The 26,552-nt window shown below is 45.4% G+C and carries 24 protein-coding genes; 10 read left to right on the top strand and 14 right to left on the bottom strand.

What is annotated here, in order from left to right:
- Window positions 1-34 precede the first annotated feature (34 nt).
- The 3 genes from Q4592_RS05895 to Q4592_RS05885 all read right to left on the bottom strand — a co-directional run bounded on the left by Q4592_RS05895 (window position 35) and on the right by Q4592_RS05885 (window position 3,093).
- Complete coding sequence (locus tag Q4592_RS05895; RefSeq protein ID WP_303511038.1) at window positions 35-1,534, bottom strand: methyl-accepting chemotaxis protein; 1,500 nt, start codon at window positions 1,532-1,534, stop codon at window positions 35-37.
- On the bottom strand, window positions 1,531-2,112 hold the full coding sequence (locus Q4592_RS05890; RefSeq protein ID WP_303511035.1) for a hypothetical protein: 582 nt from the start codon (window positions 2,110-2,112) through the stop codon (window positions 1,531-1,533). Before Q4592_RS05890 ends, Q4592_RS05895 begins: the two co-directional genes overlap by 4 nt.
- 159 nt (window positions 2,113-2,271) lie before the next feature.
- Window positions 2,272-3,093: an SDR family oxidoreductase gene (locus Q4592_RS05885; RefSeq protein ID WP_303511032.1), complete on the bottom strand. Its 822-nt coding sequence runs from the start codon at window positions 3,091-3,093 to the stop codon at window positions 2,272-2,274.
- A gap of 130 nt (window positions 3,094-3,223) precedes the next feature.
- Here Q4592_RS05885 and Q4592_RS05880 point away from each other — a divergent pair, with 130 nt between their 5' ends.
- The 3 genes from Q4592_RS05880 to Q4592_RS05870 all read left to right on the top strand — a co-directional run bounded on the left by Q4592_RS05880 (window position 3,224) and on the right by Q4592_RS05870 (window position 6,286).
- Window positions 3,224-4,180 carry an AraC family transcriptional regulator gene (locus Q4592_RS05880; RefSeq protein ID WP_303511028.1) on the top strand — a complete coding sequence of 319 codons (957 nt, stop codon included), beginning with the start codon at window positions 3,224-3,226 and terminating at the stop codon, window positions 4,178-4,180.
- Window positions 4,181-4,334: 154 nt separating this feature from the next.
- On the top strand, window positions 4,335-5,579 hold the full coding sequence (locus Q4592_RS05875) for a cytochrome-c peroxidase (RefSeq protein ID WP_303511026.1): 1,245 nt from the start codon (window positions 4,335-4,337) through the stop codon (window positions 5,577-5,579).
- Window positions 5,580-5,728: 149 nt separating this feature from the next.
- Window positions 5,729-6,286, top strand: coding sequence for a phaC PHA synthase (locus Q4592_RS05870; protein WP_303511023.1), 558 nt, complete (start codon window positions 5,729-5,731; stop codon window positions 6,284-6,286).
- A gap of 266 nt (window positions 6,287-6,552) precedes the next feature.
- Here Q4592_RS05870 and Q4592_RS05865 read toward each other — a convergent pair whose 3' ends face one another.
- The 6 genes from Q4592_RS05865 to Q4592_RS05840 form a co-directional block, all read right to left on the bottom strand.
- Window positions 6,553-7,326 (bottom strand): fumarylacetoacetate hydrolase family protein, encoded by a 774-nt coding sequence (locus tag Q4592_RS05865; protein WP_303511021.1) that lies wholly within the window; start codon window positions 7,324-7,326, stop codon window positions 6,553-6,555.
- Between the two features lie 189 nt (window positions 7,327-7,515).
- Window positions 7,516-8,361: a DUF2726 domain-containing protein gene (locus Q4592_RS05860; RefSeq protein ID WP_303511019.1), complete on the bottom strand. Its 846-nt coding sequence runs from the start codon at window positions 8,359-8,361 to the stop codon at window positions 7,516-7,518.
- 100 nt (window positions 8,362-8,461) lie between these two features.
- On the bottom strand, window positions 8,462-11,293 hold the full coding sequence (locus Q4592_RS05855) for an FAD-binding and (Fe-S)-binding domain-containing protein (protein WP_303511017.1): 2,832 nt from the start codon (window positions 11,291-11,293) through the stop codon (window positions 8,462-8,464).
- A 56-nt stretch (window positions 11,294-11,349) separates the two neighbouring features.
- A complete protein-coding gene (locus tag Q4592_RS05850) occupies window positions 11,350-12,018 on the bottom strand; it encodes a lactate utilization protein C (RefSeq protein WP_303511014.1) in 669 nt (222 codons plus the stop codon).
- The gene (locus tag Q4592_RS05845) at window positions 12,015-13,457 is read right to left on the bottom strand and encodes a LutB/LldF family L-lactate oxidation iron-sulfur protein (protein ID WP_303511011.1); all 1,443 of its coding nucleotides are present in this window, start codon (window positions 13,455-13,457) and stop codon (window positions 12,015-12,017) included. The genes Q4592_RS05850 and Q4592_RS05845 overlap by 4 nt, the downstream gene beginning before the upstream one ends.
- Complete coding sequence (locus Q4592_RS05840) at window positions 13,454-14,221, bottom strand: (Fe-S)-binding protein (RefSeq protein WP_303511008.1); 768 nt, start codon at window positions 14,219-14,221, stop codon at window positions 13,454-13,456. The genes Q4592_RS05845 and Q4592_RS05840 overlap by 4 nt, the downstream gene beginning before the upstream one ends.
- Window positions 14,222-14,454: 233 nt before the next feature.
- Between Q4592_RS05840 and Q4592_RS05835 the strand changes: the two genes are divergently transcribed.
- From Q4592_RS05835 to Q4592_RS05820, 4 genes are all read left to right on the top strand, one after another.
- Window positions 14,455-15,357 carry a LysR family transcriptional regulator gene (locus Q4592_RS05835; protein ID WP_137671704.1) on the top strand — a complete coding sequence of 301 codons (903 nt, stop codon included), beginning with the start codon at window positions 14,455-14,457 and terminating at the stop codon, window positions 15,355-15,357.
- A 94-nt stretch (window positions 15,358-15,451) separates the two neighbouring features.
- On the top strand, window positions 15,452-16,144 hold the full coding sequence (locus Q4592_RS05830) for a hypothetical protein (RefSeq protein ID WP_303511005.1): 693 nt from the start codon (window positions 15,452-15,454) through the stop codon (window positions 16,142-16,144).
- Between the two features lie 203 nt (window positions 16,145-16,347).
- Complete coding sequence (locus Q4592_RS05825; protein WP_303511003.1) at window positions 16,348-17,160, top strand: M14 family metallocarboxypeptidase; 813 nt, start codon at window positions 16,348-16,350, stop codon at window positions 17,158-17,160.
- Window positions 17,161-17,250: 90 nt separating this feature from the next.
- Window positions 17,251-17,601 carry a hypothetical protein gene (locus Q4592_RS05820; RefSeq protein ID WP_303511000.1) on the top strand — a complete coding sequence of 117 codons (351 nt, stop codon included), beginning with the start codon at window positions 17,251-17,253 and terminating at the stop codon, window positions 17,599-17,601.
- Between the two features lie 49 nt (window positions 17,602-17,650).
- Here the strand turns inward: Q4592_RS05820 and Q4592_RS05815 are convergent, their stop codons facing one another.
- Entirely contained in the window at window positions 17,651-20,347 is a 2,697-nt protein-coding gene (locus Q4592_RS05815) for a bifunctional acetate--CoA ligase family protein/GNAT family N-acetyltransferase (RefSeq protein ID WP_303510997.1), read from the bottom strand.
- Window positions 20,348-20,665: 318 nt separating this feature from the next.
- Between Q4592_RS05815 and Q4592_RS05810 the strand changes: the two genes are divergently transcribed.
- Window positions 20,666-21,070, top strand: a complete 405-nt coding sequence (locus Q4592_RS05810) for a CBS domain-containing protein (protein WP_137671708.1) — start codon at window positions 20,666-20,668, stop codon at window positions 21,068-21,070.
- Between the two features lie 59 nt (window positions 21,071-21,129).
- Here Q4592_RS05810 and Q4592_RS05805 read toward each other — a convergent pair whose 3' ends face one another.
- The 4 genes from Q4592_RS05805 to pomA form a co-directional block, all read right to left on the bottom strand.
- Window positions 21,130-21,633, bottom strand: a complete 504-nt coding sequence (locus Q4592_RS05805; protein ID WP_303510992.1) for a glycine cleavage system protein R — start codon at window positions 21,631-21,633, stop codon at window positions 21,130-21,132.
- A 212-nt stretch (window positions 21,634-21,845) separates the two neighbouring features.
- Window positions 21,846-23,306 (bottom strand): tRNA uracil 4-sulfurtransferase ThiI, encoded by a 1,461-nt coding sequence (thiI, locus tag Q4592_RS05800; protein ID WP_303510991.1) that lies wholly within the window; start codon window positions 23,304-23,306, stop codon window positions 21,846-21,848.
- Window positions 23,307-23,482: 176 nt separating this feature from the next.
- Window positions 23,483-24,400, bottom strand: a complete 918-nt coding sequence (locus tag Q4592_RS05795) for a flagellar motor protein MotB (RefSeq protein WP_303510990.1) — start codon at window positions 24,398-24,400, stop codon at window positions 23,483-23,485.
- A gap of 11 nt (window positions 24,401-24,411) precedes the next feature.
- Window positions 24,412-25,176 (bottom strand): flagellar motor protein PomA, encoded by a 765-nt coding sequence (pomA, locus tag Q4592_RS05790; RefSeq protein WP_137671712.1) that lies wholly within the window; start codon window positions 25,174-25,176, stop codon window positions 24,412-24,414.
- Window positions 25,177-25,424: 248 nt separating this feature from the next.
- Here pomA and Q4592_RS05785 point away from each other — a divergent pair, with 248 nt between their 5' ends.
- Together Q4592_RS05785 and ispA are read left to right on the top strand one after the other, a co-directional pair.
- A complete protein-coding gene (locus Q4592_RS05785; protein ID WP_303511292.1) occupies window positions 25,425-25,646 on the top strand; it encodes an exodeoxyribonuclease VII small subunit in 222 nt (73 codons plus the stop codon).
- Window positions 25,643-26,530, top strand: a complete 888-nt coding sequence (ispA, locus tag Q4592_RS05780; RefSeq protein ID WP_303510988.1) for a (2E,6E)-farnesyl diphosphate synthase — start codon at window positions 25,643-25,645, stop codon at window positions 26,528-26,530. The genes Q4592_RS05785 and ispA overlap by 4 nt, the downstream gene beginning before the upstream one ends.
- Window positions 26,531-26,552: the final 22 nt, after the last annotated feature.

The raw sequence follows: 26,552 nt of genomic DNA, 5'->3' as shown, positions 1-26,552 counted from the left end.
GCAAAGGCCTATACCTTTGCCGTTTACCAATAAATTACAGCTGAGTTTGATACACAGCAACACGCTGCTCTAACGATGCCAGAGTATTAGCAACTGTGCTGGCCGTTTCGGCTAACAACTGGCTTTGCCCCATCAGCGTTTCATTCTTATCTCTAATCTCATTAATGCTTCGTTCAATTTGATCACATGCGTCAGTTTGCTCTGAAGTACTGCTAGCAATTTGTGCGTTCACATCGCGCATGTCACTCACGCTTCGATTAATTAACGATAAAGTACTGCCACCTGTTTCTATCTTGGCTTTGGATTCGTCAGAATACACTAAGCCTTTTTGCATTGAATCAACCACTTGTGAAGCATTCGTTTGTAGCGTGTCGATTATTTGATTCACCTCTCCAGTAGACTTTTGTGTGCGTGCAGCCAGCGCCCGCACCTCATCGGCCACTACGGCAAAGCCCCTGCCTAATTCTCCGGCTCGAGCGGCTTCAATGGCAGCGTTTAAGGCCAATAAGTTGGTTTGCTCTGAGATGGCTTTAATCACCTCAATCACTGCATTAATCCCTTGAACGTTGTCGTTCAGCTGTCTGGTATATACCTCAGATTCACTCAGCAGTTTATTCAGGGTTTGAGTAGCCTCCACCGACTCGCCCACTTGCTGCGAACCAGACTTAATCTGTGTCTCTACCGATTCAGCAGCGCCTGCGGCATGCTCTGCGTTATCAGATACATTTCGTGCAGCTTGAGATAATTCTACCGATGCACTGGCTACCGAATCACTCTGCTCCATTTGCTGTAATACAACGTTTTTAGTCTCAGCACTTTGTTGATTTAGCCCACTCACCAAACCATTAATATCCACAATCGATTGTTTTAAGTCGCTAAATAAGGCGTTGAATTCGCTAATTAAGGTATTAAAAGCGATAACCGTGGGGTGCTCTTTGTTGCTGTCGATAGTCGCCGTTAAATCTTTGTTGGCGGCTAGCTTATCTACCGCCACAATGATTGAATTGGACACCTTGGCATCTTTGGCCATATTAATCGCATAAAACACCAATACCCCGCTTTCAAATACCACAAAGGCCGCATGCTCAATAGCAGTTCCCCAAGAGCAGCCGGTGGCATAAATCATCAATGGAACATCTGCCACTGTTACGCCACTCAACTGCATATAAGTAAAAACGAGATGGTGCACGGCGATTATGCCCGCGGCAGCAATTACCGGTAACCAATCTTTATAAATAAGCACAAATGCAAGGGCGGCAAAAATATGAAAATGCATCTCCAATCGGCCAAGCTGGGCTTGAATCATCACCATGGAATACACCATTAACAGCATCGCGTTAATGCATGAAGACACTCGACTGCCGCGCAAATACGCATAATTAAGTAACGCAATAATCGATATCAGCATCGACATCGTTAAGGCAAAACCATGGCTGGCAAAACCAATCGGCACTAATAGTCCCACTACCGGAAGGTGAGCCAATAAGATATACAGCACTTGCTTATCTGCTAATTGCGCAGGGTTTGCGTTCATAGTATTTCACCTTGTTGTAATTGTTTGAAATCCTGTATTACTTTGTCTATTTCAAGATTAACTTGGGTATAAACTAGGCTTACCTCACCACGAGGATCGAGCAAATACAGATAAGCCGAATGATCGACAATTTGAGCATCGAAGTTGCTTGCAACATACCCAGGAAATTGCTGAGACACTTCTATGGCCTGCTGAAAATTAGCCACCTGACGAAACAGCACATTGTTTAAAGCATGCTCGGCCACGACATTGGACGCCGAACCTGCTACTAGGTCTACGTAAAGAAACTGTGCCTGCTTGAGCTGATTTGAATTAGCCAGTGCGGCTAAGTTGAGAAGTTGCCGAGGACAAGCTTGGCTGCAGCCCTGAAAGCCCAAAAACAAATAAGTGAAGCGCCCTTGATAGTCACTTAAGGCCTCACCATTGTTCAGTTGAATATTGTAGGCCGCGGCATTACTGCCATGACCATAAAACTCGCTAGAGTGAATCAACGGCATAACAAAGGGAAATGCGAAGGCAATCGCTATAGGGCAAGTAAGCAATAAGCCAGCGCGTAATCTAAAGAGAAAGCTTTTCATGTATTGAGCATAGTTGCCCTATGTTTATTAACCCAGTTATCAACGCCTTGAATACCTAGCCTTTGCGCCTGCTCTTCGCGCTAAGCCCAAACATTCTCCTTAGTAAGTCAGTAAGGAACGATACCAAACAGCACATTGCTCCCCACTGGCTGGCACTAATTATGACCACATATCTTGTGCTGCTGTTGCGCTTACGTAATCTGCGAATGATTTAGCGGGTCGCCCAAGCGCTTGCTCGACCCCATGACACAAGTGGCTATTTCTGCCATCCATTACTTCGCTAAATAACTCATTCATTAACCACAACATATCGTCTGGGAATTGCTGTTGTTTTAAAGCGCCCACAAATTGTTCTACGCTCAGTTCAACAAACTCAATGGGGCGTTGTTTGGCATTAGCGATCATCGCCACACATTCTCGTAGACTCAATAGCTCGGGCCCGGTTACCTCAAACAGTTGATTGTGTAATGCAGGTTGGGTTAAACACGCTACCGCCACTTCAGCAATATCGTCTACATCAACAAAAGGCTCTAGTACATCTGCGCGTGGTAGCGCCACTTGGCCACTGTTTACCGACTCAATTAAAAAGCCTTCGCTAAAGTTTTGCGAAAACCAGCTTGCGCGCACTACATTCCAGCTTAAGCCGCTTTTAATTAACTGTCGCTCGGCAGCAACCGCGCCATCTTCCCCGCGTCCCGAGAGCAAAACAATATGTTGAATGCCGGCTTGTTTTGCATGCTCAATAAACTCAGCAATCGCCGCTTGTGCAGCGGGTACTGCTAAATCGGGTTGGTAACATACATACGCTGAATCACAGCCCTGCATAGCGGCTTGCCAAGTGCTAGGGTTTAACCAATCAAAAGAGGGAGACGTAGAGCGAGATACCCCACGGGTAAGGCGCCCTGCCTCTGCTAATAAACTATTTACGCGACGACCGGTTTTACCGTTTACGCCAACAATCAAGGTTGTGTGTGAAGTCATTTGGGTGCTCCTAGTAAAAATAAGTAAGTAGTGGCTCATCCACGGGCTTAGTATCTCGCGTTAAAACTGGATACTTAATGCTTATACATCTACAATTTTTAACCATTCGTCCTAAATAGTCATAATCTCTATGCAAGCAGCAACCAGGGTTAACACACCGGTATTTCCACAAGCCAACGATCCTTTGGGCGAGACTCTGCACCAACTACGCGTAGATGGCAGCCTATATTGCCGCTCAACGGTGCGTGGCGACTGGTCACTCGACATGCCTATTCTGCCGGGTAAATTAATGATTCATATCGTAACTAAAGGCCAATGCTGGTTGAGCATAGAGGGCCTAGCACCTCAGCGACTTAAGCAAGGGACTTTAGTATTGGTGCCCCATGGCAAAGGCCATAGCCTAAGCAGCGATCCACAACTTACTCCCACGCCGCTGTTTGATGCCGGCGTGGAACGGATAAGTGAGCGTTATGAAGTACTTAAGATTAACCAAACGGGCGAACTCACCGAGGTAACCTGCGGAGTACTAGGCTTTGATTTACTGGCTGCCCAGCGGCTTATTCAGCAGCTACCGCCAGTGCTGGTATTGCAACACACCGAGCTGGGACACCAAGATTGGTTAAGTAGTAGTTTGGCGCTTATTTCCTCTGAAGCTGAGCAGCTAAGGCCAGGTGGAGAAACCATTATTACTCACCTGGCCGACATACTGGTGATTCAGCTCATTCGCCATTGGATTGAGCAATCCCCCCAAGCCAGCGAAGGTTGGTTAGGCGCGCTACGCGACAAACACATAGGCATTGCCTTACGCGCCATTCACCACCAGCCAGAACGAAATTGGACAGTAGATTCATTAGCGCAAGAATGTGGCATGTCGCGCTCTGGTTTTTCTGCTCGCTTTACCCAGCTTATTGGTAACAGCGTTAAAAACTATCTGACTGAATGGCGAATGAACTTAGCTCACCAACGCTTAAAGCAGCAACGCATCCCTTTAATGGTGTTAGCTGAAGAGCTGGGCTACAACTCTGAAGCCGCCTTTTCGCGCGCCTTTAAACGAGTGATGGGAATATCACCCGGCAAAATTGTTTAGCGTAAGCAGGCTTTGGTTTCGCAAAAAGCGCTTGGCGAATACAGCCCACTAATTTGCGGAAACACGTCACATTATTAATAGAGTTTGCGCTGGTTTACGTATCTTTACACAGCAACTGTTATGTTAAAAAAAAGGATTTTTAAGGTACATTTCAGTGAAGAACAAGCACATTGCGTTACAACTAATCATAGTTTTACTACTCGGCGCATGTGGTGGTGGAAGTGAATCCAGCAGCAACAACGATGACTCAGAGACTACTCCACCGATTATCGAGCCAGAAAATGAACTCAACTTACCCAGTGAACACTTTAATTACGCTAACATTGCGCTACCGACTCACTACACCGAAAACAATTTTCCCGTAGAATCTCAGTTTCAACATGCCGCTATCGAATTCGACAACACCCCGGTAAACAACCCAATAACCGATGCTGGTGCTACCCTTGGCCGAGTATTGTTTTACGATAAAAAACTGAGTGCTAATGGCACTACGGCCTGCGCCTCTTGCCACTTAGCCGAGCACGGTTTTGCCGATCCGAAGGTACTTAGCCAAGGCTTTAACGGTGAGCTAACCCGCCGCCATTCGATGAGCATAGTCAATGCGCGCTTTTACTTTAGCGGCAGCTTCTTTTGGGACGAACGTGCTGCCACCTTAGAAGAACAAGTTTTAATGCCTTTTCAAGACCCAGTAGAAATGGGGCTTATTTTAGCCGAGCTAGAGGAAATAGTGGCTAATCAAACCTATTACCCCACACTATTTAACGATGCCTTTGGCGACCAAAGCATCTCAAGTGAGCGCATATCAAAAGCCTTGGCGCAGTTTATAAGAAGCATGGTAAGCACCACCGCCAAATACGATCTCGCTAGAGCCGAAGTACAATCTCCACGCTTGGATTTCCCCGGTTTTAGCGCTCAAGAAAACCTCGGCAAAGATCTTTTCCTTCTACCAAGAGAGCTTGAAAATGGTGACAGCGTCAACTGCGCTGGGTGCCATGTAAGCGAAGCCTTTGTTGGCCCTATACCAAATGGCCCAGTAGGTACGACTACATCAACCGTTAACGGGATAGATGCAGAATCTAGTGACGACTTAGGTATTGCAGAAACCACCGGCACAGCTAACGATAACGGTAAGTTTAAAGCGCCATCGCTACGTAACATCGCCATTCGCCCGCCCTATATGCACGATGGCCGTTTTACCAACTTGGAAGAAGTAATAGAGCACTACAGCAGCGGCATTCAGCTTCACCCCAACTTAAGAGCCCCACTTTTAGGCTCAGATGGCCAAGCCGTAAAATTCAACTTTAGCGAAGATGAAAAACAAGCTCTTATCGCGTTTTTAAACACCCTAAGCGACCACGATATGCTGGCCGATGAGAAATACAGCGATCCATTTAACTAGGAACAAATAGTTTACACAGGACGTATAGTAGATATAAGCAATGCGGTATTTCAATTACCTATCTCTAATGTATACTTCGCGCCCTATTTAATTGACTAACACATTGATATGAGAGCAAAGATATCGATGTGTTTTTTGGAGATTTACCTTTGAAAAAATTCATCCCTGCTTTAGCTTTAGCTGCTTTTGTCTCTGTCCCTGCAATGGCTAGCGCACCAGTTATGTTCTCAACAATGAATGGCTACAATGCACCTGATGCTGACGCTGTTGGCGGCGTACGTTTATCGGTTCTTCACGGCCAGGTAGACGAAGTAAAAGGTGTAGATTTTTCGGTACTAGGTATGTCTGAAACCAAACGCACCACTGGTGTTAACTTTGGTTTATTTTTTGGTGGCGCTAAAGTGACCGAAGAAATGAAAGGTGCTTCTTTAGGTTTGTTTAACTGGAACACTGGCTCAACTACCGGTGTGAACTTAGCGGCAGTAAACGTAACTAACGATGTGAATGGCTTAAACTGGAGTGCGGTTAACTACTCTGAAGGCTACACCAAAGCAGATATAGGTGTTGCCAGTATTTCTGAAAAATCTAACTTCCAGTTAGGCATATTCAACAAAACAAATACTATTGACGGCGTTCAAATTGGTTTAATTAACTGTGCAGACAATGGTTTCTTCAAGTGTTTCCCAATTATTAACTTTGCTAAATAAATAGCACTGAGTTAATCGCTAATAAGGGAAAGACCAAGCATGGTTTTTCCCTTTTTTATTGCCCTATAACCTTACCACTTTCCCCTAACTGCGCTTTCACAGCCCTCTAAAACTTTTACCATCTATTCGCGCCCTCATTAAAGAACAAGCCATATCCATTACTTTAAAGGCCAGCAATAACCCCAAAGGCTAACAGTAAACATAAAAAAAGAGCCCCTAAGGCTCTTTTCTAGATTAAAGCTTGCTTACCAAAGCATTCGGTAACCCTAGCTGGCTTGGGCTTTTACCAGCTTAACTTGATAAGCACCTAGATCTTGATATTCAATCAAGGTATCAACATCAAACTCCAACTCTACAATGCCAGCGTAAGAGCCTGTAATAAGCGCTTCTCCTGCCTTAAAGCTTACGCCTCGCTTGCTCATAAAGTTAATTAGCCAGTAAATAGGGCTGACAGGGTGTTGATTTGGGTGTTTACCCTCAAAGCTTTGTTTGTTGTCGTTTTGACTAAGGCTTAACTGAATGCTGCTGGCGGCAAACGCTTTGGCTTTATCTAGTTTAGGCCCCAAGTACAAACCTCGGTTAACTAAGCCATCGGCTAGCACTTCTAAAAAAGCAGCCTCTTCACTGTCGGCAAAGCGGCGCTGAATAAGTTCTAAAGCCATGTGGCAATCGCCAATCGCGTCGTTAATCTGCGCTTCGTTGTAATCATCTGCTTGAGCCGGTAAGTCTTTGGCTAAGACAAAGGCGATTTCTGGTTCAATTTTGGCAATACCAGTATCGGCCATTAGCTCACACTGAGCACCGCTTTGCACATCGGCAGTGAAAATAGGCGCCACAATCACTTTGTCTTCTGCTGGCGGCAATAAACACTTCCAGCCACCAATCTTATCTTGGCGTAATTCTGCCATTGCCGCTTGTATCTCTAACGCGTCATCAATGGTATGAGGACGAAGCTCAGGCGCTAAACGCGCAACTTTTTGATCGGTATTGCGATTGCTAAGTAATACCTTAGCGGCTTGTAGGCTAGTGTCTTTGTTCATTACAGGATCTTATTGATGGAAACGAGTAAAAACATGATACAAGGGTATTTGTATGATAAAAAGAGGTGTGACTCGTTTTTGAGCCATTATTGCTTGTTTACTTTCGTTGAGCCTAACAAAGTAAATCGCCCCTATATGAAGAGGCTGCAATTGGTAAAAACACTTACCCATAGCGATAAAAAACCTAAGCTATTGAATATTAATCCTTATTTCAGACAGCACCTTTTTCTTGAAGTCATTTTTAAGTGTACTTGAATCAGTATTAGAGTCAGGGCGAATTCTAATCAACTCTATCCCCGCGGCGGCAAATATTGCATTTTTCTTTGAGTCTCTACCTTTTGCTTCTGGTGTATCATGGTAAAAACTATCGACTTCAAAGAAATACTTGGGTAGATGCTTATCTATCGGATCATAAAGTACAAAATCTACAATCCCTTTATAATAAAAGTCCCGTTCATCGTTCTCTAACGACGGAAAAAGAAGTGCCATTTCAAATATATTACTTAACGCTACGTTGGGATAAATAAAGTAGCTAGGAAAAAGATCTTTTAGAACTTCATAGAAAGTCGTTTCTAGCTCACTTTTAAACAAAGGTGTAAGCCAATCTAACCTCTTATATTTACGGTCTATACCTGAAGAAGCATTCTGTTTTATTGGATCACTTTCATTTAAGCTTTTCTTTATGAGTTGCTTTGCAAGTGGCGAACATCTGCACATTTTTGCAAAAGCCAATATCTCCTGAATACTCTTTTTTTGGCCTTGGAGTGCTCTAATACCCAAAGTTTCTATGTCTGAAGCTCCTTTAGTCGTTAGGATAATATATTCACTCCAGAACAACTTTAGATACTCTGTACTCAGTTCTGATACCAACACAAGCTTTTCGTTTTCAGCATATTTCAAAAACTCTAATTCAAGAATCTCACAGATACGAACCCATTCTTGTTGGTTACCTTTTAAAGTTGATTGCTTATCTTTTGCAAGTTTTAGTATTTCCCCCCACCGTTGTTTCTGGATAAGCGAATAAAAATCTTCCATAAGTCCCCAATATCTTACTAAGTAGCTTTTCGTCATAGTTACATAAAACAAAGCTATCATATCCGAACTAAAAACTATGTGAGATAAATTACAGCCCTACCTACAAACTCACTTCATCTACCAAATACAAAATAGACTGATACGCAACGCCGCTGTGGTGCGATAAACCAATTTCGCAGGTTCGGCTATTGCTGTAACCACGAGTACAGCCTTCAGGTACTTGCGCTTTTAATGGCGCTAGCGCAGCTTGATTTAACTCTGGAGTGGTAAAGCCTTTGTCGCCTGCCCAGCCACAGCAATAAATGTGCTCTGGCAATATAGCTTGCTCGGCGCAGCGATCGGCGATGTCTAGCAAGGGGTCGTGCATATCCATACGACGAGAGCTGCAGGTTAAATGCAGCATTATTGGTTGTTCTAGCTTGGCGATGTTTAGTTTATCTAAGGCATGCTGATGAATAAAACCAATTGGTTCATAGATATCGAGAGGCTGAGCAAATTGCTCTTGGCTGCGCTTAGCACAAGGGCTGGTATCCATGAGTACAGGCCAACGACCATGCTCGCTAAGCTGCCAAATAATGTCTTCCAGCTGTTGGGATTTATCTGTAGCAATATCGAACATGCCTTTGCTGTGATAAGGCATACCACAGCACAAATCATCTCCCTTATCGGGAATAATCACCTCAAAGCCAGCTTTTTCCAGCACGTTACAAGTTACCTCTACCAATGGCCGAGGATCTATGGCGTCGGCTTGTGGCGCCATAGTGCGCACCGCACAAGAGGGAATGTATACCACTTTATCTTTGTGAAAACGTGGCTGTGGCGGTTGGTATTTAGCGCGGGTGGGATAAGCGGGGTTCCAGGTTGGCACCTTACCCAATGAGACTTTTGTAATGCCTTTACTAATAGAGCTTATCGCGCTGGAACCAAGCACTTTTTGGCCTAACTCAGCGGTTCCTAAACCTAAACGCGTGATGCTAGCCACACTTGAGAAATGATCGGCTGTCCAGCGCGCGATATTTTTATATTTAGCGTAATGTTGCTCGCGTAATTGGCGAACTAGATCTCCGGTATTGATCCCCACAGGGCAACGGTCGGCGCATAAACCTACCGCGGCACAGGTATCTACCCCTTGGTATTTAAAGTCTTTTTCTAGTTGGGTTAAACGCGGAGCATTACTGCCGCTGCGGCGCAGTTCACTAAGCTCTCGATATAATACAATGCGCTGCCGTGGACTAAGGCTTAAACTGCGCGATGGACACACGGGTTCGCAAAAACCACACTCAATGCACTTGTCCACCAGCTCGTTAGCGGCTGGCATTGGTTTTAAATTTTCTAAATGCGCTTGGTTGTTTTGGTTAAGAATTACCCCGGGATTAAGCAAACCTTGGGGGTCAAATAGCTGCTTAATTTTTTGCATAAGCGCTACTCCCTCGCTGCCCCACTCTAGCTCGATAAACGGCGCCATATTGCGGCCAGTACCGTGCTCGGCCTTTAACGAACCTTGGTATTTAACCGCTACAAGTTGGCTAACCGCATCCATAAAGCGGCCATAACGCGCTACTTCTGCTGGGTCTTCAAAGCCCTGGGTGAATACAAAATGCAGGTTGCCCGCTAAGGCATGGCCAAAAATAATCGCTTCGTGATAACCATGCTCAGTAAACAAGGTTTGTAGTTCATGTACGCCATTGGCTAGGCGCTCTACCGGAAAGGCAACGTCTTCAATAATCACCGTTGTGCCGGTTTCCCGTACTGCGCCCACTGCGGGGAACATGCCTTTACGAATGGCCCATAGGGCGGCGGTTTCTGACGATTTAGTGGTAAACGCAACCTCACCGATGCGGGGGAAACTGACCACGCTATCCATCACTTGTTGACAGAGCGTGGTCAGTTCATCGGCTTGGCTACTGCGCGTTTCCACTAGTAAAGCGCAGGCCTGCATGTCTAAGCTGGCAATAAAATCTGGCATGCCCGGTTGGTCTGCCACAGAGGCCAGCGCGCGGCCATCCATTAGTTCTACCGCGGCTACGGGCTGGTCGGCTAATACCTGCACCGCTTTACATGCTGTGTCACTATCGGCAAATACCAACAAGCTTGATGCTTTATGTGGATGTTCTACCACGGTGTTATAAGTCAGCTCTGCAATAAAGGCTAAAGTGCCCTCAGAGCCAATCATCAGGTGCTGTAAAATATCGAAGGGGTCACTAAAATCCACCAGCGCATTAAGGCTGTAACCGGTGGTATTTTTCAGCCGATATTTATGGCGAATTTTGTCGGCTAAGTCTGTGTTCTGCTGGGTGCTTTGAGCGAGTTCTGACAGCCCTTCTAACAAACCTTGATGGCTACGTTTAAAGGCGGCAACGCTGTGCGGATCACCGGTATTTAATACCGTGCCGTCGGAAAACACCACCGTAATAGACGCCATGGTGTGATAAGAGTTCTGCGCCGTGCCGCAGCACATTCCCGAAGCATTGTTGGCCGCTATACCGCCAATTTTACACGCGTTAATTGAAGCTGGATCAGGGCCTATTTTTCGCTGAAAAGGCGCTAAGTAGCGGTTGGCATCTGCGCCAATAACACCGGGCTGTAAGCTAATTTTATCGCCGTCTTCCAGAATTTGATGCTGGCGCCAGTCATCACTTAACAATATCAATACCGAATCTGAAATGGCTTGCCCCGATAAACTGGTTCCGGCTGCGCGAAAAGTATAAGGCAGCGCCAATTGGGCGCAGCTAGCCATAACCAACTGCAACTGCGCTAAATTATTTACCTTTACCACTAACTTGGGAATCAAACGGTAAAAGCTGGCATCGGTGCCGTAAGCCAGCGTTTGTGCGTGGCTGGTCATCAGCTGTTCGGGTAACAACTCTGCGGCAAGCTGGTCAAACAGTTGTTGGTAAGATCCCTCTAACACCGGGCTGTTGGCTTGATTCATGGTGTAATCCTGTTCCATTTACTATCAATAATTGGCAATTAAATACTTTCGGCGACTTATTCGCCCTCAATCACTATCACAATTAATTCGCTAGGGCCGTGCGCGCCATACGCTAAGGTTTGCTGAATATCAGCCGTTTTAGATGGCCCAGATATAAGCACCACATTACTGGGCAGCCCATGGTGCCATTGCTGCTGAGCCATTAACAAAGCAAAGTTATCTACGATTTGACTGGCTTTGATAACAGCCACATGACACGGCGCTAATAGCGACAAACTGCGCGGCTCTTCGGCACTAGGTTTAAGCACCAAGGTTCCCGTGTCGGCAATTCCTGCGTCACACCCAGTTAAGCTTACCGACGTATTGTTGAATAAATCTGACTTGTGCTGCTCGAAATTTTGCTCAAAAACACTGAGTTTTAGTCGCGATGTTAAAGCCTGAGTAAACAGCTGATGCCAATCTCCCCCAGTGCCTAACATGGCACTTTGCCATTGGTGCAACGCCGCTAACTCAATCAAGCTTCCAGTTAATTGTTCAGTATTGGGGATGCTTATCACTTCAGCATGGGCGTTGGTTAGTTGCTGCTTAAATCGTGTTAAGCAAACCTCATGGCTAGGGCTTTGCCACGCTTGATGGCTGCCAGTAGACGGTTTAGGGCTAAGCGCAGATACCGCACTTAAACGCTGCATAATATTGGCTTTTGCCAATGCACTTGCGTTGCTCATAAGCTCGCTCCTTTATTTGCCCGTTGTTTCATTTGCTGATGAAAACTCTGTGATGCCAATTCTGGTTTAGAACGGCAACGGGTCCACGCGCCCATAGGCAAAGGAATAAATCTGGCTAAGGTTAGAACCATGCGAGTGGCGAGGTGATAAATCTTTGGATGAGTGCTTAACCACGCCCAAAAACGCCAAGCATTGTGTTCGCTAAAACTGGCAGCACTGGCTTGGCCTTTTAGTGACGAAGTAGCGCTCTCCGCAGGCATTTTTACATCGTGACGCAAGCGCTGCAGCAAGCTGGGAATAGGAATGTTCACCGGACAAACTTCTTCACAGGCACCGCATAAACTAGAGGCGGTGACTAAATCACTGGTTTGCTCTAAACCTTGTAAATGCGGGGAAATAATTTTACCAATGGGGCCAGGATAGGTGGTGCCATATGCGTGCCCGCCTACCCGGGTATATACCGGACAATGATTCATACACGCGCCGCAGCGAATACACTGCAAAGTTTTACGCAAAGCGTCATCGGCATAAGCTTGCGAGCGGCCATTGTCTAATAACACCAAGTGAACTTGCTGCGGGCCATCGCGCTCTGGCGAACGGCGCGGCCCCGAAATCATATTGAAATAAGTAGTAATGTGCTGGCCAGTGGCCGAGCGAGTTAAAATACTAAACAGTGGCGGTACATCGCTTAAATACTCCACCACTTTTTCTATACCGGTCACCGCAATATGCAGGGGTGGCACGGTGGTGGTCATGCGGCCATTGCCTTCATTCTCCACCAAACAAAGGGTGCCTGTTTCGGCAACCGCAAAGTTCACCCCAGAAATGCCCACATCGGCTTGCTTAAACTTGTTACGTAAGGCTTCTCGACCGGTTTGGATCAACTTGTCTACCGACAAGGTATAATTAAAATCCTTGATATGCTCTAAGAACAAATCCGCCACTTGCTGCTTATTTTTATGGATAGCAGGCATAATAATGTGCGAAGGCGTTTCTTCTGCTAGCTGCACAATATACTCACCCATATCACTTTCTACGCACTCTATACCTAGGCTTTCCAGATGGTGATTTAGCTCGATTTCCTCGGTCACCATCGATTTACCTTTTACTACTTTTTTACCCCCTGCTTGCTGGATTAATTCAGCAATCAGCTGCTGGGCTTGGTTGGCATCTTCGGCCCAATGCACTTGAATACCGTTAGCTTGGCAATTTTGTTCTAACTGCTCTAGTAACTGCGGTAGCTTGCTTAAGCAGCGTTGGCGAATGTTCTCGGCGTGTAAGCGTAATTGCGCTAATTCGTCTTCATCACTAAAGGCGTCTTTACGCTTTTTTTGTAAGTAATCCATGGCGCCGCGAAAGTTCTGGCGTAGTTGTTGGTCGGCGAGCGCGTCGCTGGCTTGGCGTTTAAATTGGCTTGCTTGGTAATGTTGTACACTCATGCTTTAGCCTCACTAGCGGGTTTAGTGCGCTTTAACAAAAAGCTGGCTAAGTGTTGGCCTTTAAACATGCTGGCCTCGCCACGATAGGCTAAGTGGCCATTAATGTTAGCCAAGCAGCCCCAATCGGCACTCACTAAATAGTCGGCTCCCGATTGCTTTAAATGAGAGGCTTTGTCTTCCACCATCGCTTGGCTAATCTCGGCATGCCGCAATGCAAAGCTACCACCAAAGCCACAGCATTCGGTATCGTAAGCGGCTTGTTTGAGTTCAACATTATCTAACTGAGCCAATAAGGCCTCAGAGCTTGTATGTATGCCCATTTCTCGTCGGCCACTGCAAGATGTATGCAATACCACTGAGCTGGCTTCTCCCTTGTCCCTTAGTTTTATTCGGCATACTCGTGCCAAAAACTCACTAAATTCAAACACTCTTTGGCTAAATGCCTGTGCTTTTTCGGCATGTTCACTGACGGCAAATAAGTCAGCATAATGTTTAAACATCATGCCGGCGCAGGAGCCAGACATTACCACTACCGGGTAGTTGTTGGGGAATAGCGCCATTTGGCTTAAGGCGACCGTTTTGGCTTGGTCTTGATAACCAGACGTATAAGCAGGTTGACCACAGCAACTTTGTTTTTCCACCCAAATTACTTCTATGCCTTCACGTTCCAGCAGTTCAATTGCGGCTAATCCGCCATTGGGGTCAAGCACGTCTAACAAACAAGTGGCATAAAAATACACTTTGTTTGGCTTGCTCGGATACATCCTTAATCCTGCTTGGTTCATTCCCTACCTCATGCAAACTAGTCATGCTGATTTAGTGTTTATTGGCTTATTTTAGTTGAAGCTCCGCTGGCTAAAATAAGACCTTAGTGCCAAAGGCCAAATGTGAGAGTTCACACAAAGCCGAGGCTAAAACACACTTTTAATTAACATTTACTTTACAGTCTCGATATTTATCCATATATAGAAACAAAGAAATTAATTATTTCCAAAATATGCCAAATGTAGATGACTTAATTTTGTTTGCCGATGTGGTTGAGCAAGGATCCTTTAGCCGCGTAGCCGAACAACGAGAGCTTACTAACTCTGTGATTAGCAAACGAGTGGCTCGTTTAGAACAAGAGTTATCGGTACAACTGCTATATCGCACTACCCGTAAACTCTCGCTCACCGAAGCAGGCCAAGCGCTATTTCTACAAGCCAAAGATATTGCGCTAAGTGCACAAGAAGCCTTTGCCGAAGTAGGCGAATACGGAGAAAGCCTGAGTGGGAAAATTAAAATCAGTGTGCCCACCATTTCTGGCGAATTACTGCTGGCAGAGGCCTTGGCGTCATTTTGTGAGCAATACCCAGACATTAGCGTGGATATGTCGATGGATAACCGCTTTGTAGACTTATTAGAAGGCGGTTTTGATTTGGCGATTAGAACCGGCAGTTTGCCTGATTCCTCGCTAATTGCTCGCCACATTATTGACTCACATTGGGTAGTGGTTGCCAGCCCCCGCTACTTGGCGAAGCGAGGTATTCCGTGGACACCCGACGAGCTCACCAAACATCGCTGCTTAAGCTACAGCTACCAAGAAGGTGGCGCTGAGGAGTGGATGTTTCACAGTAAGCAGCAAACTCAAGCCGTTCGAGTAAACAGTGGCTTTAGTACCAACAATGCCAGAGCCTTAAGAACCGCAGCAATAGCAGGACACGGGGTAATTTATGTACCTCGCTGCTTGGTACATGAGGACTTAGCCGCAGGGCGCTTACAGGAGATATTGGTAGGCCAAGCCGCCAAAGTACTCGGTATTTACGCGGTCTACCCTTTCACTCGCCAACAACCGAAAAAAATCAAATTACTTATTGAGCATATTCGCCAGCGCTATTTAGCCATCGCCGAATATTTTTAGCGCGCTTCACAACTTACTAAAAATGAGTAGTATTCGTTAGTTAAGATAAAAAAAAAACCTATACTGAGGGTATTCAACTGGTAAGAGCAATCTCTTGAAAAACCTTGTGGCTTGTTTAAGTTTAAGTCTACTCAGTACTTCAGTTATCGCTGCGGCGCTAATGAAGGTAGCTGTGCTCGACTTTGATTTAGATGAAGGTGAAGATGAACCGGGTTTAGATTACTTAGTTGAGGCCGCCAGACAAATTGATATTGAGCTCGAACTAATCCCCCTGCCTGAAGCGCGAGCCAGTCGCTTGTTAGAGTTAAACCTATTAGACGGTGAAGCTTTTCCTTACGATTTTCCCAGCAGAAAATCCGACAATATGCTGAAAATAGATGTGCCTATTGAGTCTTCAAAGTTGTGGATTTGGGTGCCTCAAGATCAAAACTGCGTCGCCCACCCTGACCAGCTGAGTAACTTTAAGCCGGTTGGTTTAAACGGCATCCCCTACTTCAACATTTTTTATCAACTCTCTGAAGTGGGCTTTGAGAAAGTATCCTCGCCAAAACTAATGGTAGAAATGCTGCGGCGAGGTCGTGCCGACTACTTTGCTGCCAGCAAGCGCTCGGTCGAATTTATTTACAGCGCTCAAGAGAGACAGCAAATCAAACCCTGTTTTGACCAACACTTTATCGAAATCACAAGCTACTTTTACCTGAATAAAAAACACCAAGCCATTGCCGAACTATTGGAGCAAGAACTACTAGAAGTGGTGAATTCACACCCCGATGATGATGACGATTAGTAGTCGGCTCTTTTAATATTCAGCTAAGCCTGCTTCATAAAACCATCTATATAAAACGCATTTAAGCCTATGTTCCTAAAACACTTTAGCTTGTAGCCAGCCAATAACATTACTGGGGCTAAAATAATGAATGACACTAGAGCTGAAGCAAAAGTGCTGGTAGTGTTAGCCTATTCATCACATAACATGCAGGAGCTTAGCTTGTGAGCCGTTCTTCATTTCAACAGTTTCATTGGCAATCGAGCCAGTTCAAAAGTGCCAGCAATGATATTGATAGCTTTTATTCTTTACTCGCCGAGCAAATGCAGCGTTTAGGAATGCAGCAGCAAACACTTGGTGCAATAGAAGCTTACCCACTCGATCTTTACCAATCTCCTAACCCGCACTCTTCACGCCCAAACCTACTGATTAGTGCTGGTTTTCACGGTGAAGAAGCCGCTGGGCCTTGGGGCATGTTAAAGTTTCTCTCACAGCTAGATAGTGAGGTGTTCAATAAGATTAATCTTAGTTTACTACCACTGGTAAACCCTACTGGGTTTAAAGCTGGCCATCGTTTCAACCAATATGGTGAAAACCCTAACCGAGGTTTTGAGTTTGCCGCCGGACGTGCACTTGAAAGTGCCGATAGCTCTGTAGAAGGCAAACTGCTGATTGCTCAACAAGACTTGCTAAAAGCACTTAGCACAGATGGCATACTCACTTGCCACGAAGACGTGCTGCAGCATAACTGCTATGTCTATTCTTTTGAGCCTGAACAAGCCGCTGGTGCATTTAGCCTTGGTTTACGCGACAGCTTAGCGGGCTTTTTTGAAGTGGCTGCAGACAACAGTATCGATGGTTGCCCCTTAGATAAGGGCTTAATCCACAACCACTACGATACTTCGTTTGAATCTTGCTTAGTAAGATTAGGGGCGAAAAGGGGCGCTTGTAGCGAAACCCCAGCACTGGAAGACTTTGACCAACGGATAGATGCAAACTGCGCTGTAATGCAGCAGTTTGTTGCTTTTAGTCTCTAGCCCTTAGGCTTTACATTTTACAGCCTAAGGATTCACTCTTAGGCTGGTGTTACTCTTCAGCAGTTTGTAAATCTAATTGCTCAACAAGACTTGCTAAAAACACTTAGTACAGATGGCATACTCACTTGCCACGAAGACGTGCTGCAGCATAACTGCTATGTCTATTCTTTTGAGCCTGAACAAGCCGCTGGTGCATTTAGCCTTGGTTTACGCGACAGCTTAGCGGGCTTTTTTAAAGTGGCTGCGGACAACAGTATCGATGGTTGCCCCTTAGATAAGGGCTTAATCCACAACCACTACGATACTTCGTTTGAATCTTGCTTGGTAAGATTAGGGGCTAAATGGGGCGCTTGTAGCGAAACCCCTGCACTGGAAGACTTTGACCAACGGATAGATGCAAACTGCGCTGTAATGCAGCAGTTTGTTGCTTTTAGTCTCTAGCCCTTCGGTTTTACATTTTACAGCCTAAGGATTCACTCTTAGGCTGGTGTTACTCTTCAGCAGTTTGTAAATCTAACTGCATTTCTATCACCCCATCTTCCAGTTCAAACTTCACTCTAAACCCTAGATGTTTGGCTAAACCTGCCATGCCTCGGTTTTGAATCATTGTCATCCCACTCAAGGTTTGGGTGCCCATTGCCTGATAATAAGCAATAAGCTTTTGCAGTAGCTGCTTGCCTAAACCCTGACCTTGTAAGTCACTTCTTACCACCATGGCAAACTCTGCATCAAGGTTATCAGGATCAATGCTCGCCCTTACTACGCCAAGGATAGCTCGGTCATCTTCGGCGCTCTCGTCTACCGCAATAAAAGCCATCTCACGGGCGTAATCTATTTGCGTAAGCAGCGCCATCTCTTCATGCGTCATTTGCCCTCTCGCGCCAAAGTAGCGCTTGTAACGGTCTTCTTCGGTAAGGGAAGAATCAAAGGCTAAATGCTTGGGTTCGTCTTCTGGCAAAATAGGACGCAGCAATACTTTGCTACCATTTTTAATCTGGCAATATTCTTCTAGTTCTTTGGGATAGGGGCGAATCGCCAAGCGCTGCCCTAAACCTTGCTCAGCCGCTTGCAAGCGCATGTTTACATCTAACAAGGTAATGTTATCGCCTGCTGCGAGTACCGGGTTAAGGTCTAAACGGGCAATCTCTGGGCAATCAATCACTAAATCAGATAAGCGGGTGAGCATGGTGCATAAGGCTTCCATTTTTAGCCCATTAGGCAAACGCCGGTCTCTAATCTTTTGCGCCTTAAGGGCAGAAATAACCAAGTAACGGGACAAACTCATATTCAGTGGCGGTAAAGCTACCGCGGCATCTTGGGTTTCATCCCACTCCGAGCCACCCTCGCCTAAAAATATCGCAGGGCCAAACACCGGGTCATTAATCACTGCCACTCGCAACTCTTGTGCTCCAGCGGTTAAGGCCATGCGCTGCAAGACCATCCCCTCAACTCTGGCTTGAGGGTAAGCCTGTTGAACCCTATCCAGCATTGATTCTGCGGCAATCTTAAGCTCTTGTTGGTTGTTAATATTTAGACTGACACCGTGTACATCGGATTTATGCAAAATATCTGGGGATTGAATTTTCAGCGCCACCGGATAACCAATATCTTCGGCACACGCGATAGCTTCTGCCACATCATGCACCAACCATGTATCGATAGTTTGCAAACCAAAAGCTTGCAGCAAGGGTTTAGCTTCATGGGTTTCTAATACAAATTTTTGCTGCTCTAAAGCACTTTGCAAAATCTGCTTTGCGCTTTGGTCAACGGCGGTTTCCACAGCAGTACTTGGAGTTTCTGAGAGCAATTTCTGATTACGCCTAAATTCTACCATGTGCATAAACGCCCCCACCGCCCCCTCTGGGGTTCGATAAGTCGGAATGCCCGCTTTGGTAAACGCCATCCGCCCAGGGTACGCCGTAGCTTCCCCCATCCAATTGGTAAGAATATTTAACCGCCGTGCTTTGCTATCTTGCTTAATCACCTTGATTAACGCCTCAGCGGTAGACTCGGCTCCTGCCAATGCCGACGGCGCATGCATTAGCAATAAAGCATCGGCTTCACCGCTACTCGCGACAATATCTAAGGCTTGGGCATAACGAGAAGGATCGGCATCACCAACAATATCTAAGGGGTTTTGCCCCGACCATGCGCTAGGTAAAACTTCAGACAACTTCGCTAAGGTCTCTTCAGAAAACTCAGCTAGCTTACCGCCGCGCTCCATCAAGGCATCAACCGCCAATACTGCTGGACCACCGCCATTACTCAAAATGGCTAGTCGCTCACCTTGCAAAGGATTGGCGTAGGTCAGCGTTTCTACCGCGGCAAATAACTCATGTAAATCTTTAACCCGCAACATACCAGCACGCTTAAAAGCGGCATCGTAAACGGCATCGTTGCCTACTAGGCCACCAGTATGCAACGAAGCCGCCTTGGCCCCCACACTACTGCGCCCGGATTTAATCACCAAAATAGCTTTATTGCGCGAGGCAGCCCGCGCCGCAGACATAAAGCGTTGAGTATCTTTTACCGAGTCGATATACAGCATAATTACTTGGGTTTTGGCATCTCGAGACAAATAGTCGAGTAGCTCACCAAAGTCGATGTCTAATGCATCGCCTAGGGAAATAAACGAGGAAAAGCCTATGCCTTTATCATTAGCCCAATCAAGTACTGTGGTACACACCGCAGCAGATTGTGACACAAAAGCAATTTTCCCGACTTGGCTATTGGCATGAGCAAAAGACGCATTAAGCCCGAGCTGGGGCAGCATAATGCCTAAACTGTTCGGTCCCAAAATACGCATACCGTAGCGTTGGGCCAATGCGAGTATTTGCTCGGTAACCGTTTGCTGTGGTTCATCAACATTTATGTCTAAACCACCGGCAGTAATAATGGCCGCCTTACAGCCAAACTGACCCAGCTTTTCTATTACCTCTGGCAGGCGTGTGGCGTTCACACATACCACTGCTAAATCGGGCCGCTGTGGTAACTTCTCAATGCTTGGATAAGCAAGCACACCCAACACGGCCTTATACTTAGGGGTTACCGGCATTACTGGGCCATTAAATCCAGCACTCATCAAGTTCTTCATCACCACGTTGCCGGGGCGTAAAGCACGGTTTGATGCACCAATCACCGCAATAGATTTTGGAGAAAACAAGTCATGCAATTTGCGTTGGCTCATTCCAGCAGTCTCGCTTTTGCTTTTAGCTAATTAGGCTTAAGTGTAACGCTTATCTTAAAAGACTAAGGTATTCATTGTTCACAGTATTTACACTCTACTACCAAGGTCGCAGTCTACCGAGTGTTATCTGGGTAAGTCCTTTGAACGAAAATGCCTTTAAGCTAAATAATCAGGTTATTACGTAACATAGCATCTACAATTATTTTAAAGTCACCTTGGTTTTTTTAACTCGCACTAGTTTTTTATACAAACAACTGGACAAAAAGCGATTTTTTTATTCATATCTTAAAGAAACCCTGCAATTTTAAGGAAGAAAGCATGGCGTTAACCTCTATCCGCGCGATCGATTACATGACTAAAAACCCGGTAACGGTACAACCTACTACCTCGTTGTTTGAGGCTATCGACATCATGCTTGCGGCAAAAGTATCGGGTGCCACAGTAATAAACCAGCAACGTGAAGTGGTTGGAGTCATTTCTGAAATAGACTGTTTACAGGCGATTTTAAAAGGTACTTACCACGGAGAGATTGGAGGAAGTGTTGCCGATTTTATGACCGAAGAAGTGGATGTTATTGGCACTGACATGGACATACTGGCAGTAGCAGAAAAACTGATTAAGGAAAAACGCCGCAGAATGCCTGTAGTACAAAATGGTAAGTTTATTGGCCAATACAGTATTCGCAGTATTCTTAACGCGGTGAAAGAGTTTAATCTCAAGTAGCAAATAACAAAAAGGGCCGCTTACTGCCGCCCTTTACAACTTACCCGCTTAACGCACATTTAGTGAGCTTGGTTCACCACCATTTGCGCTTGTAAACTTTCAATCTCAGCAATAATGCTCGCCGTGTTTTCACTGTCTGGCACCATGAGGTCAAGCTCGGCAGTAAATACATTACCTCCTGCCTCCGGCACACTAACACGATGACACTCAAGCTTATTAACGTTCACCCCATGCCCCACCAACAAACGTGTAATATCGTTAATCAGTCCAGGTCTATCTTCAGCATCAATCACTAAGCGCAGAGATTCTGATTGCGATAGATGCGCAGGTTTACAATCGTGAATATCAAGCTGAACACCGTCTACATTAAGAAGCGCATCTTGTAAGGTTTGGCTATTTTTTTGTGGAACTTGAACTTTGAAGATACAGGCAAATTGCCCATCGAGGTTAACTACGCGACTGCTTAGCCACTTTCCCTGCTGAGAATGCGTTATATCGGCTAAGCGATTTAGCGTACCGGGTTTATCTTCGCCCACTGCGGTAACTAAAAATAGAGCGCTCATACTTCTACCCCTTTTTGTGCTAAAACCTACTCTAAGTTTATACCACCTGAGAGTGAACGGTGTGATAAAACTCCTAGTTTGAGGCAATTATCAGTAAAAGCTGTTTAAAATGCTAACTGGTAGCAAAAATTCATATTTTTTAATGACTTTTAACTATTTAGCAGACAAAAAAGCCGACGAAAGTCGGCTTAATTAAAGCAGGGCTAAATGAACTATTTGTTGCTATAAACACCAACATTTTTAAAGCCAGCGTCTTGTAAGTACAAGGCTTGTAGTTTGCTCATTACACCGCGTTCACAGTACAACATGTAGTGCTTGCTTTGATCCAAATCGCCAAACTGGGTGGCTAATTTAAAGAAGGGAATATGTTTCACTTCAACACCATCCATTGCAAAGGGTTTTAGCTCTAGTTCTTCCATAGAGCGAATATCCAATATTACTGCTTCTTTATCTTGCGCAACCTCTTCGCTATCAACTTCGGTGACTTGCTCGTCGGTTTCTTTAGCAATGTCGCGAATATCGGTAATGCGGCTATCTTCAACCACTTTTTCGAGTATAGAGAAATCAAACTTTTCTTCTTCAATAAGCAATTTAGATTCAACCGCCTTCACCGTAGGTTTGTTCGAAATAACACCGCAGTACTCTGGCATAGTTTCCGCAAAATCATTGGTACCAATGCGCTTAGCAACATCAATTATGTCTTGCTTGTCGGTGGCAATAAGTGGGCGCAAAATCAAGGTTTCAGATACCCGGTCAATCATGCTTAAATTTACTAAGGTTTGACTAGACACTTGACCAACCGCTTCGCCGGTCACCAAGGCTGGAATATCCAGTTTTTTAGCTACCTCAGAAGCAGCCCGTACCATCATTCGTTTAAGCACAACACCCATTTGGCCGTTGTCTACTTTCTCAAGAATTTCGTTTACCACTGGGTCAAAATCTACGGCGACAAATTTCACCCGATGAGATGAGCCAAAACGCTTCCAAAGATGATGAGCAACTTGTTTAACACCTAGCTCGTGAGCACGCCCACCAAGGTTAAAGAAACAATAATGCACCTTGGCGCCACGTTTAATGAGCTGGTAACTCGATACGCCAGAGTCAAAGCCGCCAGAGATGAGTGACAGTACACTTTCTTGTGTGGCTATCGGGAAACCGCCTAGGCCTTCGTGTTTGGCCTTAACCAGATAAACATCTTCGTCAGATATCTCTAGTTTTACCGTTTCATCTGGATTCTTTAAGCGTACCCCATTACTTTCACAATGTTGGTTAAGGCCACCACCAACATAACGCTCAACCTCAATTGATGAGAAGTCATGCTTACCGCTACGTTTTACTCGAACACAAAAGGTTTTACCTTTTAAGCGGTCTTTCCATACCTCATGAGTCAGTTCATAAATACTGTGTAGATCAGTAAAAGTATGCTGAGACACTTCGAGAAAATGCACAATGCCCGGTGTAGACGACAAGGCTTCGATAACCGCTGCTCGGTTTTCTTCGCTTTCGTTACGCGAAGTGACCACCATCCGATCCCAGTCTAAGCGTACGCGAATCGTTTCATCGATAGGACTAATTACATTACGAATATTGCTTTGCAGGATTTTGCTGAAGCGCTTGCGAACCGGCTTACTCTTCATAGCAATTTCTGGAAATAGTTTAACGATGAACTTCATAACTCTGGGGCCTTGATAAATTTGGGCGCGAATTATACCGCGAGTTATGGCAGTGAGCCAATCTTGTTTATTTTAGGCTAAGAACAAATGCAATACTTTGGTGAATAAAACGCAAAGCGAAGCAAAAAGAGAGGACAAAAAAAGAAACTCGCCGGTATTAGCGGCGAGGTAAATAACTATTGTGCGTCGGAGACCGCGATCTCACCAGATTGAGAGGCTTTACCTTGCATAATGCCTATCTCTACACGGCGGTTGCGGCGACGATTTTCCAAAGTATTGTTTTTAAGCAGCGGTTGAGTATCTGCCACGCCACTTACTATCAACCGTTCTTCGGCAAACCCTTGTACCTTAATCAGCTCATGTGCAACCGATACCGCGCGTTGGCTAGAAAGATCCCAGTTTGAACGATACAGCTCCGATTCTGCTTGTTGATTATCGGTATGCCCAGACACCGTAACAATGCCCGGAATATCTTTAATCACTTCGCCCACGCGGCGAATTACCGGCCTAAACTTAGGCTGTAAAAATGCCGAACCAGAAGGAAATGCGCCTTTCTCGCGCACGCGAATAATAATTTGCTGACCTAATGACTCCACTTCAATCGCGCCATCTTCAATTTGGTCTCGCAATTGTTGAGCAATCCGCTTAGCGGTTTCATTTTGCTGGGCTTGAGTCTCTGACTGGCTTTGTGAAGATTGAGCTTGAGTAGCAGAGGCTCGGCCGCCGGTCTGTTGGCCTGCAGCTTTTTGCTGCCCGCCCGCATCGGCTTCTTCACCATCATGAAACTCCAGCTTGGCCTGAGTCATGTCAATGGTCTGCTGCATGATGGTTTCAATTGGTGTGGGTTCTGGGCGACCAGGGCGAAACTCCTGGGCAATCACCGAGGTTCCTTTAGGAATATCTTTTACTTCCAACAGGTTTTGTACACCAAAGGCATACTTCATCGAACCAGCGATTTGTTTAAACTTTAATACGTCCATCTCCGAGAATGCCAATAGCAATACGAAGAAACACATCAATAAAGACATAAGATCGGCAAAGGTGCCCATCCATGCGGGCAAACCTTCGGGGGGACATTTGCAAGGTTCTTCCATTACTGCGTCACCTATTCGTCGGTTGTACCAAGAGAGCGCTTACCTTCCGGCAGATAATTTTTCAACACGCCTTCGATCACACGCGGATTTTGCCCATCTTGGATCCCTAATACCGCATCTAAAATAAGACTACGATTTAGTTTTTCTTCACCGGCACGCAGCAATAGCTTCTCACTAATGGGAATCGCCACCATATTAGCTAAAATGGCACCGTACAAGGTCGTTAACAAGGCTACCGCCATGGCAGGACCAATAGACTTAGGGTCATCCATGTTAGACAACATCGCTACCAAACCAATTAGCGTACCAATCATACCCATTGCCGGCGCCACATCGCCTAGAGCTTTGAATATGCCTGCGCCAAACTCGTGGCGTTCAGAAGTGAGAGAAATATCTTTCTCCATGGTGGCACGCACTACGTCAGCGTCGTGACCATCAACTAGCATATCAATGCCTTTTTGCATAAAGGGATTGGTGATCTCAGCTTCTTCCAAAGCTAAAAAGCCCCCTTTACGGGCAGCGTCAGCCATTTCAACTGAGCGCTCAATTAAATCATCGGGTTTGTCGGCCTTAAACATAAAAGCTTTGGCCGCAATTTTAATTGCACCCAAAAACTGGCCGAGGTTGTATTTCATCAATACAACAAATAACGAACCACAAAAAACAATCAGTACCGAAGGGATATCGATGAAAATCTCAATCCCGCCCCCCATCACCATCGCCATTACAACAAACGCGAAGGCGCCGATAATCCCAATCAGCGTTGCTAAATCCACTGCTTTTTCCTTTTAACCTGTAGCCTAGAGATTCTAATTAAACTAATACTAGTCTACTCCCAAAACAGAATCGAAGGTAATTTTGTGTTCTCATATCAATATCTTGACACACCAAGCTCTTCTATATTTATCGACCAAAATAAAAATACTTGAGTCGCATGTTTGACCTACCTATACGCCTAGGGTAACTTTGCGCCAGCATAAGTATGAGAGAGGCCTTGGCTGTGGTTGCAAAAAAACCAGAAAAGATGAAGTTTGAAGAGACTTTAAATGAACTTGAGGACATTGTTCAACAATTAGAACAAGGTGAGTTAAGCCTCGAAGATTCACTCAAACAATTTGAGCGCGGCATTGGCCTTGCTAACGCTGGACAAGCAAAACTGCAGCAAGCTCAGCAACAGGTTGAGATACTTCGCCAAGGTCCAAACGGTGATACTTTAGAACCGCTGTCTCAGGAGTCTTCTGAGTGAATACTACTTTAGCCAGCACCATCGCTGACTATCAATCACAAATTAATGCGCACTTAGACCAAATACTAGAGCAGCAAACAGTAAACGACCCGCGTTTATTGGCCGCTATGCGCCATGGTTTATTGCTAGGCGGAAAAAGAGTTCGCCCGCTGCTTGTTTACATCGTGGGTCAATTAAACGGAGCTTCAACAGCGCTACTTAATACTGCAGCAGCAGCCGTTGAATGCGTTCACGCTTATTCGCTTATTCATGATGATTTACCTGCCATGGACGACGATGATCTTCGCCGCGGCCAAGCAACTTGCCATATCGCCTTTGACGAAGCCACAGCAATTTTAGCCGGTGATGCTCTGCAAAGTTTGGCGTTTAGTTTAATTGCTGATGCTCCAGCCAGTGATGCGCAAAAAGTCGCTATGCTAAAAGTGTTAAGCCAAGCAGCCGGATACAATGGTATGTGTGGCGGACAAGCCTTAGATATTGCAGCAACCAATCAAACAATAAGCTTGCAGCAGTTAGAAACCGTTCACCAACATAAAACCGGCGCTATTATTAAAGCGGCGGTGATGCTGGGCGCAATTTGCGCCAATATTACCCAGCCAAATGAACAACAAGCTTTAGCTCGTTATGCCGATGCGTTAGGCTTAGCTTTTCAAGTTAGAGATGACATTTTAGATATAATTAGTGATACCGATACTTTAGGTAAACCTCAAGGCTCTGATGAGGCGCTAAACAAAAGCACATACCCAAGTTTGCTAGGCTTGGACGGTGCCATAGAAAAGGCTGAATTGCTAGGTAAAGAAGCGCTGTTAGCTTTAGAGAGTTTGCCTTACAATGGTGAGTTGCTAGCCTCATTGGCTGATTATGTCGTGCATCGAAACAACTAGTCGTCAACAATAAAAATAATGA

Source organism: Agarivorans sp. 1_MG-2023, assembly GCF_030548385.1.
Taxonomy (GTDB): Bacteria; Pseudomonadota; Gammaproteobacteria; order Enterobacterales; family Celerinatantimonadaceae; genus Agarivorans.
This window is presented reverse-complemented; position numbering and strand designations above follow the sequence as displayed.